This window comes from Prosthecobacter sp., from assembly GCF_014879935.1.
GTDB lineage: Bacteria > Verrucomicrobiota > Verrucomicrobiia > Verrucomicrobiales > Verrucomicrobiaceae > Prosthecobacter.
In genome coordinates, this window is the sequence record NZ_JACSRD010000056.1 from 1 (window position 1) to 17073 (window position 17073).

Sequence of the window (17073 nt, forward strand, 5' to 3'; positions counted from 1 at the left end):
ATTTGAGGTTTCCAGAGGTGCCCTTTATTGTTTAAACGCAGCCACACGTGTCGTTTTGGCAGCTCACTGCTGCGGACGGATCCGTGAGGGAGACATCCACTCGTTGTAGGCGGCGCTTTTGCCGTCGTAGCTGCACTCATGCATGTGCTCGAAGGTATCAATCACCTTGCCGGGCAGCCATTGACCGTCCGCATTGCGAATCTCCACTCTCGTGCCGACCTCGTATTCCTGGAAATCGTATTCACGGATGTCATCCACCGCCACCCAGGCTTGTTTCGCATAGCGGCTTTTGTCCGTGAAATGCACGAGGAACTCCTCGGGGTCATTGGAGCCGTTCTCTTTCGCATCAATGACCTCCGCCTTGTACCAGGACTTTCCTTCGCGAGCCTCGACGAACATGCCAATCCCGTCCTTGGCAGGACGGTCTGTTTTCGCGAGAATAAGGTCCTCGTTGAAGCTCTTGGTGCTTGCGTAGAGCGGCTTTCCTTCGGCCACAAACGCCATGTATCTCTCCGCAAAGAAACATAGCTCGATGAAGCTGATGGTGCCCGTCTCATCAAAATCCATGGCCACATCTCCAGCCCAGGCCCTGGCTAGCACATCCAGAAAGCGCCACCCGCTGTAGCCAAGATTGCAGCAGCCCGTGGTGCTCAAAGCACCAAACGAGACACGGGTGTCCGTGCACGCTCTCGCCAGCTCCACCATGCCGCCAGAATAGCAGCAATCGGAGAAAAGCATGGCCTCGCTGCCATTGAACTCGTTGGCGATTTTATCGATGAACCAACTGACCTGCATCGAGCCATCGAACGCTGCGAAAGTATGAACGCCCGTCTCTGGATTGTAACCCCCGTGGCTGCCATAGTAAAAGATCAGGGTTTCACCTTCGGCGCTTTCGGCCAGAAACTCGGGAAACTCGGCCTGATGTTCTCCATGGATGCTTCGTCGTCTTTGAGATAAAGAATCTGCTCCTCAGGGACCCCTCGCTCGATCATCAGCTCCACAAACGGATCATCCAGTCGGTCGGCAGTCGAAAAAGATGTGGCTCCTTCTTTCTCGCCTGCAAACCGGGCGAGGCAGATCACCGCCATGCGAGTCTTCTCCGGCGACCACCGGGGCGTGCGGTTTTTTTGCCTGCGGCGAAGCAGTTACCAATGCTGATCAATCCGATTAGTAGAAACAAAAGAGTCTTCACGGGTTAAGCCATTACATAATCCGTGCCATCCCACCAGCCTGGATTTGCAATTTGTTTCATCATCATGTTCCGCCCTCTCTTTTCTCTCCTGTGCCGCGTTCGTTAGTGCTACCTCCGGCCAGACGATTGCCATCCAATCCGAAACGCATATCGCGGTCGCCAGTCTCCCCGACGCCACATCCAAGGTGCGCAAGCTGGTCGGAGGTGCAGATCGCTCCACCTCCCCGGACGGCAAGGGGCGGGTCAGGACGGCAGGGGCGGGGTCAGTGTGCAACTACTTGACAGATGAATTCGAGCCGAACCAAATCAGTCAGGTTTCGCCTTGCCATTGAACGAGCGTCCTGAAACCACCCGCCGCGGCATGCAGGCCTGTTGTTCACCGGAGTCATGGCAGCAGGGTGAGGGAGAGGGTGGCGGGATGCCGCCAGTGCCACGACGGGGACGGAGGTTCAGGGATAAAGCAGGAAGCGCTGCCTTTGGGAACGGAAGCTCTGAGTCCAGCCCTGCCATCTTGCGATGATGCTGGTGGCGGGGATGCCGCGACGGAGGTCGTGGTAGAGCGATTCGCTGCCATAGACCTTGTTGAAGAGGTTCAGCTTTGATCCGCTCATGCGGCCGACGACTTTGCCGCCGCTGAGGCGGTTGATCTCGGCCAGCAGGAGGACATCGAGCGCGGTGAGGTCGGTGGTGTTGCGCGGGTTCATGTGGATGCGCACACCGCCGAAGCCGTTGCGGGAGTAGGCGGAGAAACTGACGCCAGGAGTGTTCAGCCGCTGGCAGTAGGCGAGCAACGCGTTCGCATTCACACCAGCGCCGCCGGCGTAGCCGAAGGGCTCCTCGGTGCCGATGCCGATATCAACGGAGGTGGCGCCGCCGAGGATGCCGGTGGTCACATAGAAGAAAGGGGAGATGGAGTGGGGAATGTTTGGTGAAGTCGGATGCCAGCGCAGGCCGGTGTCCTGCCAGGTCATGCCGCGGTTCCAGCCCTGCATTTTCACGACGTCCAGACGCGGCACGCGCGAGATCCAGCCGCGTGAGCAGGCCATCATGGCGAGTTCACCGGCGGTCATGCCATGTACGTAAGGCACGGGGATCTGGCCGACGAAGGACTTCCATTTGGCCTCCAAAGGAGGTCCTTCCACGCGCCAACCGCCGAGTGGATTCGGCCGGTCGAGCACGACAAACTGCTTCCCGCATTCCGCCGCGGCCTCCATCGCGACGATCATGGTGCTGATGTAGGTGTAGCTGCGGCAGCCGATGTCCTGGAGATCGAACACGAGCACGTCGATCGGCGCGAGCATCGCAGGGGTCGGTTTGCGCGTGGGACCGTAGAGCGAATAGACGATGAGGCCCGTCACCGGATCACGCCGCGTGCTGACATGCTTGCCGGCACCGATGTTTCCATCAATGCCGTGTTCTGGAGCATAAAGTGCGACGAGATTCGGCCCGAGGCCGCGCTGAAACACGCTGCGTGTGCGTTCACCCCGGCTGGTGAGGCTGGTGTGATTTGTGATGAGGCCGACACGCTTGCCGCGGATCAGATCAAACCCGCGTGAGGCCAGCACATCGACGCCGAGCATGAAGGGGCCGCCATAGCCGGGCTGCTGCTGATACGGCTGGGATGTGGGAACCTGGCAGGAGACGAGTGCGAACGTGGCAAGACTGAGCGCGAGAAAAGCACGGACGGAGGGCATGCCGCGAGTGGTAACGGAGAACCCGGCACGCGGCAACGAAGCGGATGCTAAATCGCGAAAAAGAGAGCGCGGATCACTCGCTGGCGTGCAGGGGCGTGGCCGGGAGCTTCAGCAGGCGCTGCGACTCCTCCAGGAGGAACTTGCTGTCCATGAAGGGCGTGTAGCTGATGTCCTGCCAGCGCTGGTGGCCGGTCTGGTCGATGAGCAGGGTGGCGTGGAGGGTTTCTTTTTCGAAGTCGTCGTAGGCACGGACTTTTTTGAAGGCCTCCAGGCTGCTGTCGCTCAGGAACGGGAAGGGCAGGGGCTGATCCCTGGTGGGCTTGAGCGCCTCGCGGATCTTTCCGGCGACCTGCGTGGGCTCGATGGTGACAGCGACGAGCTGGATGCCGGCTTTGTCGAAGTCGGCGGCGGCTTTGGCAAAGGCCTGGATCTGTTCGACGCAGTGGCCGCATTCGTGACCGAGGTAGAACATGAAGAGGGTCGGTTTCTTCGCGGTGAAGTCGCTGCTTTTGACGTGCTGGTTGTCGAGCGTGAGGGCCTCGAAGACCGGAGCCACGGGCGGATGCCAGTGGACGGGGCCGAGGGTGTCCAAGGCGGGACGTTTGCCGCTGTCGGTGCGTTTCGGAGCCGCCGCAGGCCAGTCGCCAGCGATGCCGAAGGTTTTGGCGAGCGCATCAAGCCGTTTGGCGATGGGAAGCTGGCGATCCATGGCAAAGGCCAGCTTGCGAGTGTCTTCGAAGGCCTTTTTGGCGTCGTCGGATTTGCCGCATGCGGCCAGGATCTCCGTCTTCGCCGCTGAACCGGCGAGACCCTCCGGGAAGTTCGGGACGAGCGCGGCGGCCTTGGTTTTGTCGCCGAGCTTGAGCCAGTAGCGGGCGAGACGTTCTTTGGGAACGTCGGTGTCTTTGAGGGCGTCGAGCAGCTTGGAGGTGTCCGCCGCGTTCTTTTTGCCGAGAGCGACGAGGGCCTTCAATTCGGCGAGGGCGTTGTTCCTGGCCTTGGTTTCGGGCTTCTCTCCGGGTTTGGCCGGTTTGTCGGCTGCTTTCTTCGCATCGGCGTTCTTGGACTTGGCGGCATCGGTCTTGGCAGCGTCTGTTTTGGTTTTGGCGGCGGATGCGGCCGGCTTCGCGTCGGTTTTGACGGCTTCGAGGTCTTTGAGGGCCGAGGCGAGCAGGTCCGCGTCGTTTTGGTGGAAGGCGACGAGGCCGCGGGCACGCAGGCGTGTGATGTCGTGGGACGGATGGCCGGCTGGAGCAGCGGTGAAGGCTTTCAAATCATCCCAGAGCTCCCATTTGGTCAGCGTCTCGATCATGCGGGTGCGGCCGTAGCTGGCGGAGGTGTTGCCTTTGTCGAGCGTGTTGTTGGAGGGATGCCTCGGGTTGCCGATCAGGCTGCTGGCGAGTCCGATGGCGTCTTTGACGCGGCCGAGTTCGTTGAAGTTGCGCACGAGCCACTCCTCATTGTGAGCGTAGTTGTGGATCTGGTCCGGGAGGACAAAGGTGCGGATCATGTAGGCGTGATCGACGCGGGTGCTGGCCTCCTGCTGCCAGACGGCGTCGTCAAAGCGCTTCAGCTTCGAGAAGGTGTGGCCGGGCATGTGCCACATGTGGGCGATGCCGGGCGAGGCCTGGCCGCATTGGGCGGCGGAGGTGACGGCGCGGATGGGTTTGCTGTCGTCCCAAAGGTGGATGCGGTAGTGATGCGCGGGGTGGTTCGGGACGGCGGCGAAGATTTGATCGAGCAGGGCATCCACGGCCTGGGCGCTGGGGATGGGGGCGTTCTTTTTGTCGAACCAGATGCGCCAGACAAGGAAGGCCTTGGCCTCAATGTCCTTCGGGTCGTCGTGCACGAGGGCCTCGAAGTCGCGGATGCAATCGATCTGGCGTTGTTTGGCATCCCGTTTGTCGTCCTTTTTGAGGTAGAGGTTCTCCAGGACGGCGATCCACTGCTTTTCACGTGGTGTGGCCTTGTCTTTGAGAGCGACGGCTTTCTCCAGGAAGGGCTTGGCCCGCTTTTCGTTGTTCACGTTGGCCATGCTCATGCCCCAGTAGGCCATGGCGCAGCCGGGATCGATCGCGGCGACCTGCCGGAAGGAACGCTCGGCCTCATAATACCAGAAGCCGTGAAGCTGGCCGATGCCTTGGGTGAAGAACTGCTGCGCCTCGGGCTTCTTCGTGGAGATGGGGAATTTGACCGCGTCGCCGCAGCCGGGAATGAGCACGGCGGCCTGCCGCGGGCCTTCATTGAAGGCTTCACCGTGCGAAGAGTGGCCGGGCTGGGGATCGGCGGCGGAAAGAGCGAACGCCGGCAGGAGAAGGATGGGAAGGATGCGGAGCATGGTGGAAGGCGGGACGAATCAAACGCGGGATGCGAAGGTGAAAATACAAAATGCCCGGCAGTGTCACCGCCGGGCATTTTTTATCAAAGGCACGCCAGGGGGCGAAAAGCACGATCATTTGCCGTAGCCGGGCTCAGCCTTGCCGTTTTCGTTGATGTGGCCGGTGACCCAGAGGATGCCGCGGGTGACGAGGTCGAGGTAGCGGGCGTCGGCGACGGTTTCGGTGTTGTGGCCGATGGTGGTGGAGAAGGTTTTGGTCTTGTTCGGACCGAATTCGTTCGTCCAGGCGACCACTGCGGTGGCCTCGGTCGGTTTGGCGTCCGGAGGCAGGGTCTCGCCTTTTTTGGCCTTCGGCGGAACGATCTGCACGCCGCTGGCGAGCGGTTTGCCGCCAAGGATCTGGATGTTGTTGTAAAGCTCCTCGTTGATGGTCTTCCAGTCTTCGAGACCCTGGGTGATGGGGTGGGTTTTGTCCGTGTAGGTGATGGAGATGGGCTCCTTCGGGCCGTGGGCGGTGGATTGGAGGCCGAGGAACTCATACCAGCGGGCGTTGTCGCCTCCGGCCTGCACCGGTTCGCGGAAATTTCCCCAGCGGTAGCTGTGCATGGCGCAGTGGAGGTTCACGGCGGGCTTGCCAGCCTTGTGGGCGTCGAGGATGGCGTTGACATAGGCGGGGTCGGTCACGTCGGCGCTGCATTCGTCATGGACGATGACATCGAAGTCCTTGGCCCAGTCCTTGGCTTTGTAGATCTCGAAGGTGGCCTTGGTGGTCTTGTCGGGATTGTAGGCGACATCGACGATGGCGTTGAGCCGTGCCTCGATGCCTTCTTTGAGCGCCAGGGTCTGCTTGTCATATTCATGGCAGCAACCGCCGGCGACGACGAGCACGCGGAGCGGTTTGACGGCGGGATCAGCGGCCTGGGCGAGGAAAAGGGCGGCGGTGACGCCAAGAGTGAGCAGGGGGAACAGTAGTTTCATGGTCGGGAACGAGTTGCGATTGCAGCGCTGATGGAACGAGCTGTCGAGGGGAAAATTGCGAGCGGTGTTTTGACAGCGGGGGTTCTTTCGCGATGTCTGAGCCGTGGGCGATTTTTTGACCTTTGATGAATTGATGAACTGGAACGCGGTGGCGGGACGCTTCGCGCCGCCGGCACGACTGGCGGTGATCGGCGACCCGATCGCGCACTCCCGCAGCCCGCAGATGCACAATCCGGCGCTGCGTGCCTGCGGCATCGATGCGCAATACGTGCGGGTGCAGGTGCCGCAAGGACGCGTGGCGGAAGCTTTCCGGCAGTTCGCGCGGTGTGGCTTCCTCGGCGTGAACATCACGATCCCGCACAAGTTCGAGGCGCTCGACGCCGTGGATGTGCTGGACCCGCTGGCGAGGCAGCTCGGGGCGGTGAACACGCTGGCGATTCGCGACGGCAGGCTGCATGGCTACAACAGCGACGGGCCCGGCTTTCTGCGCAGTGTGAAGGAGGCGTTTGGGGTCGAGGTGAAGGATTTGCGTGTGCTCATTCTCGGCGCCGGTGGTGGTGCCGGCAGGGCTGTGGCGGTGCAAAGTGCCCTCGTGGGCTGCAGGAGCATCACTCTGGCGAATCGAACACTGGACAAGGCCTTGGCTGTGATGCGTGAAATCCGGGAGATCGGCAATGTGCCATTGGTGGGTGTGGTGGAGATGGATGATGCGCATCTGGCGTATCAGATGAGCGGGTGCGATCTCGTGGTGAATGCGACGTCGCTCGGGATGAAGTCTGCAGACACCAAATTGCTGCCGGCGGACTCGATCGAGGCGCGGCATCTCGTGTTTGACATGGTTTACCGGGCCGATGGCGAGACGCCCCTGCTGGCGGATGCCCGTCTGGCGGGTGCAAAGACGGTGGATGGGCTCACACTGCTGCTGCACCAGGGCGCGATTTCGTTCGAGCACTGGTTTGACCGGCCGGCACCGCTGGAAGTGATGCGCGAAGGCTTGCGCAATGCATGAAGCCGTGAAAATTGGGCCGCGAATGACAGCCACACGCCACTTTGCCCTCAGCTTTTTCGGTCCGATCGTGGCCGGCGCTGCCTACTGTGGCTTCATCGGCGTGCTCTGGGAGTGGCTGGACAAGCATCATATCTCCCCGCTGGTGACGATGCTGGTGGGCTGCCTGACGGTGGCTGTTGGGACGCGCTGGTTTGTGAGGAATTGCGTGGCGGTGAAGTGTCCCTTCTGTGGTGGGAAGAGCTACGAAATTCCGGAGCGGGGCAATCGCTTCATGTGTCGGGTCTGTGGCAAAGACCACTAATAAAAGGAACTTGCTCAGCGTTGTGAAAGTCGTTAACAGTGCGGCGCGTTTGGGTTCCAGGCAGTGCCTGCGTCTTTGAAGAGGCATCCAAACGCTCTGCCACATCCGATTTTCCCGCATGATTTTTACTTTGTCGCGTCCCAGCACCCCGCATGACCGGGAGAAGGAAGGCGCGCGCAAGTCGGAACAGGGCCTGTGCTGATATGATGATCTGTACAGCGCGTCGTTTCCGAATGATTTTCCTGGTGTCGATGATGCGGCATCCAGGAGTTTTCAACCCACCCGGAGGTATCCCATAAGCAATCCATTCCAGCAATTGAACAGCGGCAATTTCACGTCGCGTCCCCAGCACAATCAAAGTGGAGGAGCGCCGCGTCCGGCAGGGCCGCCAGGGCAGCAAAGCCAGGGGAGCGGAGCGCCGCGTCCCGCAGGCCAGGCAAGTTTCACGCCGCGTCCGGCCGGTGGTCCACCGCGTCCGGCGGGAGGTTATCAAGGGGCGGCAGGTCCGGGGCAGAGCCGGCCCATGGGTGGCGGTCCACCGTTTAACCGGCCGGGAGGAAACCGCCCTGGCGGGCGCCCGAATGGGCGCTTTGTCGATCAGACCCGCATCAATGAGCGCATCCGTGCGCCGAAGGTCCGCGTCGTCGAGGAGGACGGGCATCATCAGTTGGGCATCTTGCCGACGCATCAGGCGATCCGCATCGCGAAGGAGCGCGGACTTGATCTCGTCGAAGTGGCGCCGAATGCCGATCCGCCCGTGTGCAAGATTGTCAATTACGGCAAATACAAGTACATCCAGGAGAAGCACAAGAAGGAGGCTCACAAGCACCACAAGGGCGGCAAGGTGAAGGAAATGAAGTTCCGCATCGGCATCGACCCGCACGATTATCACATCAAGATCGTGCATGCTGAGGACTTCCTGGCTGAAGGGCACAAGGTGCGCATCCAGCTCCAGTTCCGTGGCCGTCAGATGGCGCATCAGGAGCTGGGGCACGAACTGGCACAGAAGATCAAGGCCGATCTTCTCACCATGGGCCATGTGGATCAGGAGCCAAAGATGGCCGGACGCAACATCAACATGCAGATCAGCCCCTTGCCCGGACAGCAGCGGCACCGGAAGTTCAAGACGCACCTCAAAGGCGTCACCGAGCACCAGGACATCAAGCACCAGGACGGGCACGATCCGCGTGAGGACAAGCACGACGACGATCACGATCATGATGATCAGAACGGCGATAATCACTCCGCGCCGCCGCCTGCACCTGCGGCCAGTTGATCAACCAGCGAACGAAAAAGGCAGGGCCATCGCCCTGCCTTTTTTGTGCTCGTTTCAGGCCACCGAGGCTGCCAGCTCGCTCATCGACTGCCTCATGTCGGGCGGGCCGAACGATGACGTCCCGCAGACGAACAGGTTCGCTCCGTGCTGTTTTGCGATGGGGGCGGTCGTGGTGTAGATGCCGCCATCGACTTCCAGGTGAAATTTGAGGCCGTGCTTGTCCCGGTGATCCCGGGCGGCAGCCAGTTTGGGCATGGTTTCCTTTTCCATGAAGGCCTGGCCGCCGAAACCGGGCACCACGGTCATCACGAGCAGGAGATCAATGTCGTTCACGTAGGGCAGGGCGGCCTCGAAGGGCGTGCTGGGATGCAAAGCGATGCCGCAATGCCTGCCAGCCGCTCGAATTCGCCTCAGGGTTTCGGCCACGCTGGTGTCGTAGCGGGCCTCGACGTGGATGGTGATGTTCTGGGCGCCCGCTTTGATGAAGCGGTCCAGGTAATGATCGGGACGATGGATCATGAGATGGGCGTCCAGATACATGTCTGTGCATTTACGCACCACCTGCACCATTTGCGGTCCGAAGGAGATGTTGTCCACGAAAGCGCCGTCCATCACGTCGAGATGGAGCCATCGCGCCCCGGCATCCTCGGCTCGTTTCACCTCCGCTCCGATGTTTGACCAGTCGGAGGCCAGCAGGGAAGGGAGGATGAGCGGCGCGGTGTGATCCATGTCTTTCTCTAAAGAGCCGTGCCCCCAAGTTTCAAGTTTCAAGTTTCAGGTTCACGGCTACTGGAGCCATCATCCTTGAGCCGCCTTTGAACCTGGAATTTCACGCCCCGATCCTCGATGACTCCCATTTCATGCGGGAGGCGCTGCGTCAGGCCCGCAAGGCAGCGAAACTCGATGAGGTGCCGATTGGCGCGGTGATCGTGCATCAAGGCAGCATCATCGGCCGTGCGTGGAACCAGGTGGAGACCCTCAAGGATGCCACCGCGCATGCGGAAATGCTCGCCCTCACGCAGGCGGAGAGTGCGTTGGGGGACTGGCGGCTCAACGACTGCGATCTTTACGTCACGAAGGAGCCTTGTCCCATGTGTGCCGGTGCCATCATGCACTGCCGGGTGCGCCGCGTCATCTTCGGCTGTCCTGACCCGAAGGGCGGCGGTGCGGGAGGCTTCTGGAATCTCCTGCAGGCACCGAATCTCAACCACCGCTGCGAAATCACCTCCGGCGTGTTGCAGGACGAGTGCGTTCACGTGCTCAAAGATTTCTTCGCGGAAGCCCGCCGTCGCAAAGCCGAAGGAATCGCCCATAAGAAAGGCGCGGCGAAGGAAAATGACGGCGGTCTGGTGTTTGACGGGCCGTGATGTCACTCCCGGGGGGCGAAAGTCGCCACGACCGTGGGTTCCGCCCCCACCTTGAGTGCAAACACCTCGCAACTGGCCGCGAAAGCGTCCTCAGCGTAGCGTTCGGCCAGATCTTCGTGAAATTCCTCGATCAAATCGGGCCTCGCGGGGAAGACGTAGAGCGCGTGACGGTCGGGCAGAGCCACCCAGATTTCCCTGCCAAACAGGTCCTCAAAGATCTTCGGCAGGGAAGGGGCGATCAACAGGGTGGCGAAGAGAGGGGATTCCCCGCGATAGACGGCGTAGGCGATTTTTCCGTCCGCGCCTTTGACCAGGTCAGGTCGAAGCTGAAGCAGTCGCTTGTCGGCAGCCGTTTTGGCCCGTTCGAGGAATGTTTCGGTGCCAAAGCCCAGCCGGGCGAGTGATTCCTGTCCATAGGCCTCCAGGCCGCCCGTTGCCTGGCTGGCTTCCCGGTAAGGTGTGAGCACCGTCTGCTTCGCCCCGGCCGGAATGATGGAAAAGGCGGTGCGCATGGCCTTCGGCTCCGGCATCATCAGCAGTGTTTCGGGTTTCCGCTGTGGAAGGTCGGCTTGCTGGGGATAAAGAGGGCTCGCCGCGCAGAGCAGCAGGCAAAGAAGCGGGCGCATGGCCGCCACTGTGGCTGAAATGCCTGATGACGCAAACGACAGCATGTCCGGCGCTGAGCGCGGGCGGATCAGGGCAGTGTGTGCGCCTGGACCGACAGAATAGCTGAAGATTATTTCAAAAAGCCTGAAATACTGCTTGCGGACATAAGGGGACTCGCCAATATCCGCGCTCCCGCCGCCCGGCCCCTCCTCCCCAGAGACCGGGTTCAACTAGGCCCGCCACGGCGGGCCTTACTTATCGGAGCCAGAACCGGAAAAGTCTGAGCCTGCTCGATGTGAGCATGGTTCACTGTCCTTCCGAAACGGCCGTCGATAACAGCCCCGGATCACAGTTCTTTCCCACCATGCCCACCATCAATCAACTCGTCAGACACGGCCGCAAAGACAAGGCGGTGAAGTCGAAGTCTCCAGCGCTCACGAAGTGCCCGCAGCGTCGTGGCGTCTGCCTCCAGGTGATGACCCGCACGCCGAAGAAGCCAAACTCCGCTCTTCGTAAGGTTGCCAAGGTCCGCCTGACCAATGGGTATGAAGTGATCGCCTACATCGGCGGCGAGGGGCACAACCTGCAGGAACACTCGATTGTTCTCGTGCGTGGTGGTCGTGTGAAGGACTTGCCAGGTGTGCGCTACCACATCGTCCGTGGTACACTGGACTGCCTTGGTGTTGATGCCCGTCGTCGCGGCCGCTCAAAGTATGGTGCGAAGCGTCCGAAGGCAGGTGCCGCCGCCGCCGCCGCGAAGAAGAAGTAATTTCCGCTGATTTAATCCTCAATTTCATCCCGCCATGGCTCGCAGAAAACGCGTTTACAACAAAGAGGCTCACAAGGACAGCCGCTACGACAGCGAACTTGTCGCCCGTCTCATCAGCAACATCATGCTTGATGGCAAGAAGGCCCTCGCCGAGCGCATCGTGTACACCGCGATCGACATGCTCAACGACAAGTCTGACAGTGTTGATCCGCTTGAGCTTTTCAATCGTGCCATCGAAAACACCAAGCCTCGCGTTGAAGTGAAGGCCCGTCGTGTCGGTGGTGCCACCTACCAGGTGCCGTTGGAAGTTTCCCCGCGTCGTCAGGAGTCCCTCGCCATGCGCTGGATCGTCGGTTATGCCCGTGGTCGCAAAGGTCAGCCGATGCATCGTGCGCTTGCCAATGAGCTCAAGGATGCCTCCCAGGGGCAGGGGAATGCCGTTCGCAAGCGCGACGACGTCCACAAGCAGGCCCAGGCCAACCGGGCTTTCGCCCACTTCCGCTTCTAATCGCCCCGTCCCTTTTTTCGTCCACTTCACGTTTTTCCGATCCATGTCGAACCCCAATTCCCCCAACCGCGAATTCCCACTTGAGCGTACCCGCAACATCGGGATCTGCGCCCACATTGACGCGGGAAAGACTACTCTGACCGAGCGTATTCTGTTCTACACCGGCATGATCCACAAGATCGGCGAGGTGCATGACGGCGCGGCCACGACGGACTGGATGGAGCAGGAAAAAGAGCGCGGCATCACGATCACTTCCGCTGCTGTGACGGCCAAGTGGAAGCAGTTGAAGGAAGAAGGCGTTTACAAGTCCCGCGAGATGGAAGACATCCGGGTGAACATCATCGACACGCCCGGCCACGTGGACTTCACCGCCGAGGTCGAGCGTTCCCTCCGCGTGCTGGACGGCGCGATCTTCGTGCTCTGCGGCGTTGCGGGCGTGCAGCCCCAGTCCGAGACGGTTTATCGCCAGGCTGAGAAGTATGGTGTGCCGCGCATCGCCTTCGTGAACAAGATGGACCGCACCGGCGCTAACTTTGAGCGCGTGGTGGATGATGTGCGCAAAAAGCTCGGAGCCCCGGCCTTTCCAGTGCTCATCCCGATCGGTGCCGAAGACAATCTCATCGGCCAGATCGACGTGGTGAACCAGAAGGCCATCATTTACTCCGATGACGAGAAGTTTGGCTCCAAGTACACCGTCCGTGCTCTTGAAGGTGATGAAGTCGCCAAGGCCAAGGCTGCTTACGACGAGCTTCTGGATGCCGTGTGCAGTGCTGACGATGAGCTCGGCATGATGTTCCTGGAGGAACAGCCCATCGGGCCAAAAGAACTCAAGGCCGGCCTCCGTCGTGCGGTGATCGCCAACAAGATCATTCCGATGGCCGGTGGTTCCGCCTTCAAGAACAAGGGCGTTCAGTATCTGATCGACGCCGTGATCGATTATCTCCCGGGCCCGCTCGACATCGAACCTCAGAAGGGCACTGTTGTTGATGAGCCGGAAAACGTCATTGAGGCCAGGCCTGACGACAACGGCAAGTTCATCGCCCTCGGCTTCAAGCTGTGGTCTGACAAGTTCGGCCGCCTTGTGTTCTTCCGTGTGTATTCCGGCAAGGTTTCCAAAGGCGACACCATTTACAATCCACGCACCCGCAAGTCTGAGCGCGTGGGCCGCTTGATCCAGATCCAGGCAGCCGTCCACAAGGACATCGACACCTGCTACTCGGGTGACATTGCCGCCCTCGTGGGTGTGAAGGATGTTCGCACGGGCGACACTTTCTGTGATGAGAATCTCGAAGTGCAGCTTGAGCCGCCGACCTTCCCGGAACCGGTGATCTCGATGGCCGTCGAGCCAAAGACCAAGGGCGATCAGGAAAAAATGGGCAACGCCCTCCAGCGCCTCTCGGAAGAAGATCCGACCTTCTTCGTCAAGACCGACGAAGAAACCGGCCAGACGATCATCGCCGGCATGGGCGAGCTTCACCTGGAAATCCTTTGCGACCGCCTCAAGCGCGAGCACAAGGTGGAGACCAACACCGGCAAGCCGCAGATCGCTTATCGCGAAACGCTCACCAAGGAAGCCGATGGCGAAGGCAAGCTCGTCAAACAGTCCGGTGGACGCGGTCAATACGGCCACGTCATCATCAAGGTGCGCCCTGGTGAGAAAGGTTCCGGCATTGTGGTGGAGAACAAGGTCGTCGGCGGCACCATTCCGAAGGAGTTCATCAATCCCGCCAAGGCCGGCTGCATTGAGGCCGCTCTGAATGGCATCATCGCCGGGTATCCGGTGATCGACATGCACATCGACCTTCTCGACGGCTCCAGCCACGAAGTCGATTCCAACGAAAACGCCTTCAAGATGGCCGGCATCTTCGCCGTCAAGGACGCCCTCAAGAAAGCCAAATGCATCCTGCTCGAACCGATCATGGCCGTGGAATGCACGACGCCTGAAGATTACCAGGGCGACATCATGGGCGACCTCAACCGCCGCCGCGGCAAAATTCAGGGCATGGACAGCCGTGGTGCCACCGCCGTGCTCCGCGCCGAAGTGCCTCTGGCTGAAATGTTCGGCTACTCCACCGCCATCCGCACCCTCTCCTCCGGCCGTGCCAGCTATTCCATGCAGCCTTCTCACTTCGAGCAGGTGCCGCAGCAGATCGTTGACCAGATCGTCGAGCAACGCGGAGGCTCCAAAGCATAACGCCCGCGCCCTGAACCACTCACCCACGGACCCCAGTCATGACCAATCAACGCATCCGCATCCGCCTCCGCGCGTATGACTATCGCGTGCTCGACAAGAGCACTGCGGACATCGTCGAAACCGCGAAGCGCACCGGCGCCCGAGTCGCAGGCCCCATTCCGCTGCCCACACGCATCGAGAAGTACACGGTGAACCGTTCCCCGCACGTCGATAAGAAGTCGATGGACCAGTTCGAAATCCGCACGCACAAGCGCCTGCTGGACATCGTCGATCCCACCTCCCGCACCGTGGATGAGCTCAAGAAGCTCAATCTCCCCTCCGGCGTGGACATCACGATCAAGATCTAACGCGGACCCAAACCAATTTCACAGGAGGACCACTCATGAGTCTCGGACTGATCGGCAAAAAACTCGGTATGACGAAGGTTTACACAGACAAAGGCGATGCCGTTGCTGTGACCGTCGTCGATGTCAGCGGCAACACCCTCATCCAGGTCAAGCGCAGCGATGGCAAGGACAAGTACAGCGCGGTTCAGGTCGGCTACGGCGACCAGAACAAGCCTGAGCGTGTGGCCAAGCCGCTCCTTGGCCACTTCAAGAAGCACGGCTGTGAGAAGCCGAAGCGCATTGTGAAGGAGTTTCGCTTCGCCAACGATGAGCAGCTTCCTGCCGCGGATCTGAAGCTGGACGCCGGCATCTTCAGCGTCGGCCAGATCGTCGATGTGATCGGCACCACCAAGGGCAAGGGGTTCCAGGGCGTCGTGAAGCGTCACAACTTCTCCGGCCAGCCTGCGACGCACGGCCACATGATGCATCGCCGGTCCGGCTCCATCGGCTGTCGTCTCACCCCCGGTCTCGTGTGGAAGAACCAGAAGATGCCCGGTCATGACGGCGTCTCCCGCCGCACCACGCAGAACCTCGTTGTCGTCCAGAGCCGTCCTGAAGAAGGCGTGCTTCTGATCAAAGGCGCGATCCCCGGCAACACCGGCAGCATCGTCGTCGTCCGCCCGGGCAAGAAGGCCCCCAAGAAATAACCAGGAGGATTTGAATCATGTCCGCATCCATTCTTTCCGCTGAAGCCGCCAAACAGGCGAACATTCAATTGACCGAGGGCTACAAAGGCTCGCAGGCATTGAACGACGCCGTGGTCGCCTACCGCTCCAACCGCCGCCAAGGCAATGCCCACTCCAAGAACCGCTCCGAAGTCTCCGGCTCCGGCAAGAAGCTCTGGAACCAGAAGGGCACAGGCAACGCCCGCATGGGCTCCAAGCGCTCCCCGATCTGGAGTGGTGGTGGTGTCGTCTTCGGTCCGCGCAACACGCGTAACTACAAGAAGACCCTCACGAAGGGCACCAAGAAGCTCGCTTTGCGCGCCGCTCTGACCGCCCGGATCCTTGATGGCGAAGTGCTCACCACCAACAGCTTTGCCATCTCCGACGGCAAGACGAAGAGCTTCATTGCCGCCATCAATGGCATCACGACTGCCAAAAACGTGTTGCTCATCGGCAAGGGCTTTGACGAGCTCACCTTCCGCGCCGCCCGCAATGTCCAGAACGTCCAGCTCATCTCCGCTGACGACGTGAATGCCGAGCACCTGCTGCGCTACCGCAGCGTGGTTGTGACCGGAGACGCCCTTGAAACCCTTGCCAAGAGGACTGCCTGATCATGAAAGACCTTCACAAAGTCATCAAAACCATCCGCCTGAGCGAAAAAGCCACGCTGCTTGGCGAGAAGAACAACGAATACGTGTTCTCCGTCGATGTCGAAGCCACCAAGATCGACATCAAGCAGGCTGTGGAGAAGCTCCTCGGCAAGAAAGTCACCGGTGTCCGCACCGCCAATTACGATGGCAAGGCCAGACGTGAGCGTCGCGCTGACTATGGCCGCACCAATCACTGGAAGAAGGCGATTGTCCGTCTCAAGGACGGGGAAAAACTCGATCTCGCATAACCTGGGCCGTCCGCCCGTAGGCAGAAACTTTTAACTTACCTCACCGTCATGGCGCTGAAAACATTCAAGCCAACCACGCCCACCAACCGCTACAAAGAGTGGAACTCCTTCGAGGAGATCACCAAGCACTCTCCGGAGAAGAGCCTCACCGTGGCTCTGCGCCGCTCGGGTGGCCGTAACAACACCGGCCGCATCACCTGCCGTCACATCGGCGGCGGTCATGACAAGCGTTACCGTTTGATCGACTTCAAGCGCGTGCGTCGTGACGAAGCGGCCAAGGTTGTCGGCATCGAATACGATCCAAACCGTTCCGCCCGCATCGCTCTCGTGGAGTATAAGGACGGCCAGCGTGCCTACATCCTCGCTCCGAACCAGCTTGCTGTCGGTGCCTCCGTGATGGCTGGTGAGAAGGCCGCCCCGGAAGTGGGCAACGCACTTCCGCTGCGCAAGATCCCGCTCGGTACTTTCATCCATAACATCGAACTGACCCCTGGTCGTGGTGGTGTCGTGGCCCGTGCCGCCGGCCAGGCCGCCGTCCTCTCCAACCGAGAAGGCGATTTCGCCCTCGTGCGCATGCCTTCTGGTGAAATCCGCAAGATTCTTGCCGATTGCTACGCCACGATCGGCCAGGTCGGCAACGTGGAGCACATGAACGTCGTGTCCGCCAAGGCTGGACGCACACGCTGGCAGGGTGTCCGCCCGACCGTCCGCGGCATGTGCATGAACCCCATCGATCACCCGAACGGTGGTGGTGAAGGCCGCTCGAAGTCCGGTGGTGGTCGTCAGCATCTCCTCAGCCCCTGGGGCCATGCGAAGGGTGAGAAGACTCGTCAGCCGAAGAAGGCCACGGGCAAGCTCATCGTGCAGTCCCGCCACGCGAAGAAGTAAACCA

The 17073-nt window shown here is 60.6% G+C and carries 19 protein-coding genes; 12 read left to right on the forward strand and 7 right to left on the reverse strand.

The window, feature by feature from the left end; translation table 11 throughout:
* Positions 1 to 63: 63 nt before the first annotated feature.
* The 5 genes from IAE77_RS01545 to IAE77_RS01565 form a co-directional block, all read right to left on the reverse strand.
* On the reverse strand, positions 64 to 795 hold the full coding sequence (locus IAE77_RS01545; RefSeq protein WP_345780948.1) for an agenet domain-containing protein: 732 nt from the start codon (positions 793 to 795) through the stop codon (positions 64 to 66).
* A gap of 74 nt (positions 796 to 869) precedes the next feature.
* On the reverse strand, positions 870 to 1088 hold the full coding sequence (locus IAE77_RS01550; RefSeq protein ID WP_294220806.1) for a hypothetical protein: 219 nt from the start codon (positions 1086 to 1088) through the stop codon (positions 870 to 872).
* Positions 1089 to 1641: 553 nt separating this feature from the next.
* On the reverse strand, positions 1642 to 2886 hold the full coding sequence (locus IAE77_RS01555) for a DUF1343 domain-containing protein (protein WP_294220809.1): 1245 nt from the start codon (positions 2884 to 2886) through the stop codon (positions 1642 to 1644).
* A gap of 73 nt (positions 2887 to 2959) precedes the next feature.
* The gene (locus IAE77_RS01560; RefSeq protein ID WP_294220811.1) at positions 2960 to 5224 is read right to left on the reverse strand and encodes a redoxin domain-containing protein; all 2265 of its coding nucleotides are present in this window, start codon (positions 5222 to 5224) and stop codon (positions 2960 to 2962) included.
* A 114-nt stretch (positions 5225 to 5338) separates the two neighbouring features.
* Positions 5339 to 6202, reverse strand: coding sequence for a ThuA domain-containing protein (locus IAE77_RS01565; RefSeq protein WP_294220814.1), 864 nt, complete (start codon positions 6200 to 6202; stop codon positions 5339 to 5341).
* A gap of 103 nt (positions 6203 to 6305) precedes the next feature.
* On the opposite strand from IAE77_RS01565, the gene aroE reads away from it, so the two are divergent.
* The 3 genes from aroE (at position 6306) to infC (ending at position 8788) form a co-directional block, all read left to right on the forward strand.
* Entirely contained in the window at positions 6306 to 7211 is a 906-nt protein-coding gene (aroE, locus tag IAE77_RS01570) for a shikimate dehydrogenase (RefSeq protein ID WP_294220817.1), read from the forward strand.
* Positions 7212 to 7233: 22 nt separating this feature from the next.
* Positions 7234 to 7512, forward strand: a complete 279-nt coding sequence (locus IAE77_RS01575) for a hypothetical protein (protein ID WP_294220819.1) — start codon at positions 7234 to 7236, stop codon at positions 7510 to 7512.
* 523 nt (positions 7513 to 8035) lie between these two features.
* The gene (gene infC / locus IAE77_RS01580; protein WP_294220821.1) at positions 8036 to 8788 is read left to right on the forward strand and encodes a translation initiation factor IF-3; all 753 of its coding nucleotides are present in this window, start codon (positions 8036 to 8038) and stop codon (positions 8786 to 8788) included.
* 54 nt (positions 8789 to 8842) lie between these two features.
* Here infC and rpe read toward each other — a convergent pair whose 3' ends face one another.
* Positions 8843 to 9517 (reverse strand): ribulose-phosphate 3-epimerase, encoded by a 675-nt coding sequence (gene rpe / locus IAE77_RS01585; RefSeq protein WP_294220823.1) that lies wholly within the window; start codon positions 9515 to 9517, stop codon positions 8843 to 8845.
* An 86-nt stretch (positions 9518 to 9603) separates the two neighbouring features.
* Between rpe and tadA the strand changes: the two genes are divergently transcribed.
* On the forward strand, positions 9604 to 10155 hold the full coding sequence (tadA, locus tag IAE77_RS01590) for a tRNA adenosine(34) deaminase TadA (protein ID WP_294220825.1): 552 nt from the start codon (positions 9604 to 9606) through the stop codon (positions 10153 to 10155).
* 2 nt (positions 10156 to 10157) lie between these two features.
* Here the strand turns inward: tadA and IAE77_RS01595 are convergent, their stop codons facing one another.
* Complete coding sequence (locus IAE77_RS01595) at positions 10158 to 10781, reverse strand: hypothetical protein (protein ID WP_294220827.1); 624 nt, start codon at positions 10779 to 10781, stop codon at positions 10158 to 10160.
* Positions 10782 to 11125: 344 nt separating this feature from the next.
* Here IAE77_RS01595 and rpsL point away from each other — a divergent pair, with 344 nt between their 5' ends.
* From rpsL to rplB, 8 genes are read left to right on the forward strand one after another with little or no spacing between them, the layout of a single operon-like run.
* The gene (gene rpsL / locus IAE77_RS01600) at positions 11126 to 11530 is read left to right on the forward strand and encodes a 30S ribosomal protein S12 (protein ID WP_294220829.1); all 405 of its coding nucleotides are present in this window, start codon (positions 11126 to 11128) and stop codon (positions 11528 to 11530) included.
* 34 nt (positions 11531 to 11564) lie between these two features.
* Positions 11565 to 12038 (forward strand): 30S ribosomal protein S7, encoded by a 474-nt coding sequence (gene rpsG / locus IAE77_RS01605; protein ID WP_294220831.1) that lies wholly within the window; start codon positions 11565 to 11567, stop codon positions 12036 to 12038.
* A gap of 43 nt (positions 12039 to 12081) precedes the next feature.
* A complete protein-coding gene (gene fusA, locus IAE77_RS01610) occupies positions 12082 to 14232 on the forward strand; it encodes an elongation factor G (protein WP_294220832.1) in 2151 nt (716 codons plus the stop codon).
* Between the two features lie 38 nt (positions 14233 to 14270).
* Positions 14271 to 14579 (forward strand): 30S ribosomal protein S10, encoded by a 309-nt coding sequence (rpsJ, locus tag IAE77_RS01615; RefSeq protein ID WP_294220836.1) that lies wholly within the window; start codon positions 14271 to 14273, stop codon positions 14577 to 14579.
* Between the two features lie 35 nt (positions 14580 to 14614).
* A complete protein-coding gene (gene rplC / locus IAE77_RS01620; protein WP_294220839.1) occupies positions 14615 to 15265 on the forward strand; it encodes a 50S ribosomal protein L3 in 651 nt (216 codons plus the stop codon).
* Between the two features lie 17 nt (positions 15266 to 15282).
* Complete coding sequence (gene rplD, locus IAE77_RS01625; RefSeq protein WP_294220841.1) at positions 15283 to 15894, forward strand: 50S ribosomal protein L4; 612 nt, start codon at positions 15283 to 15285, stop codon at positions 15892 to 15894.
* A gap of 2 nt (positions 15895 to 15896) precedes the next feature.
* Entirely contained in the window at positions 15897 to 16181 is a 285-nt protein-coding gene (rplW, locus tag IAE77_RS01630; RefSeq protein ID WP_294220844.1) for a 50S ribosomal protein L23, read from the forward strand.
* A gap of 48 nt (positions 16182 to 16229) precedes the next feature.
* Positions 16230 to 17069: a 50S ribosomal protein L2 gene (gene rplB / locus IAE77_RS01635; protein ID WP_294220848.1), complete on the forward strand. Its 840-nt coding sequence runs from the start codon at positions 16230 to 16232 to the stop codon at positions 17067 to 17069.
* Positions 17070 to 17073: the final 4 nt, after the last annotated feature.

Bases quoted from the DNA above. Each gene is read 5' to 3' on its own strand.
- rpe (WP_294220823.1), bottom strand. From the start codon at position 9,517: ATGGATCACACCGCGCCGCTCATCCTCCCTTCCCTGCTGGCCTCCGAC.
- fusA (WP_294220832.1), top strand. From the start codon at position 12,082: ATGTCGAACCCCAATTCCCCCAACCGCGAATTCCCACTTGAGCGTACC.
- infC (WP_294220821.1), top strand. From the start codon at position 8,036: ATGGGTGGCGGTCCACCGTTTAACCGGCCGGGAGGAAACCGCCCTGGC.
- rplB (WP_294220848.1), top strand. From the start codon at position 16,230: ATGGCGCTGAAAACATTCAAGCCAACCACGCCCACCAACCGCTACAAA.
- rplC (WP_294220839.1), top strand. From the start codon at position 14,615: ATGAGTCTCGGACTGATCGGCAAAAAACTCGGTATGACGAAGGTTTAC.
- rplD (WP_294220841.1), top strand. From the start codon at position 15,283: ATGTCCGCATCCATTCTTTCCGCTGAAGCCGCCAAACAGGCGAACATT.
- rpsJ (WP_294220836.1), top strand. From the start codon at position 14,271: ATGACCAATCAACGCATCCGCATCCGCCTCCGCGCGTATGACTATCGC.
- rpsG (WP_294220831.1), top strand. From the start codon at position 11,565: ATGGCTCGCAGAAAACGCGTTTACAACAAAGAGGCTCACAAGGACAGC.
- IAE77_RS01595 (WP_294220827.1), bottom strand. From the start codon at position 10,781: ATGCGCCCGCTTCTTTGCCTGCTGCTCTGCGCGGCGAGCCCTCTTTAT.
- IAE77_RS01575 (WP_294220819.1), top strand. From the start codon at position 7,234: ATGACAGCCACACGCCACTTTGCCCTCAGCTTTTTCGGTCCGATCGTG.
- IAE77_RS01555 (WP_294220809.1), bottom strand. From the start codon at position 2,886: ATGCCCTCCGTCCGTGCTTTTCTCGCGCTCAGTCTTGCCACGTTCGCA.
- IAE77_RS01545 (WP_345780948.1), bottom strand. From the start codon at position 795: ATGCAGGTCAGTTGGTTCATCGATAAAATCGCCAACGAGTTCAATGGC.
- rpsL (WP_294220829.1), top strand. From the start codon at position 11,126: ATGCCCACCATCAATCAACTCGTCAGACACGGCCGCAAAGACAAGGCG.
- IAE77_RS01550 (WP_294220806.1), bottom strand. From the start codon at position 1,088: ATGGCGGTGATCTGCCTCGCCCGGTTTGCAGGCGAGAAAGAAGGAGCC.
- rplW (WP_294220844.1), top strand. From the start codon at position 15,897: ATGAAAGACCTTCACAAAGTCATCAAAACCATCCGCCTGAGCGAAAAA.
- IAE77_RS01560 (WP_294220811.1), bottom strand. From the start codon at position 5,224: ATGCTCCGCATCCTTCCCATCCTTCTCCTGCCGGCGTTCGCTCTTTCC.
- IAE77_RS01565 (WP_294220814.1), bottom strand. From the start codon at position 6,202: ATGAAACTACTGTTCCCCCTGCTCACTCTTGGCGTCACCGCCGCCCTT.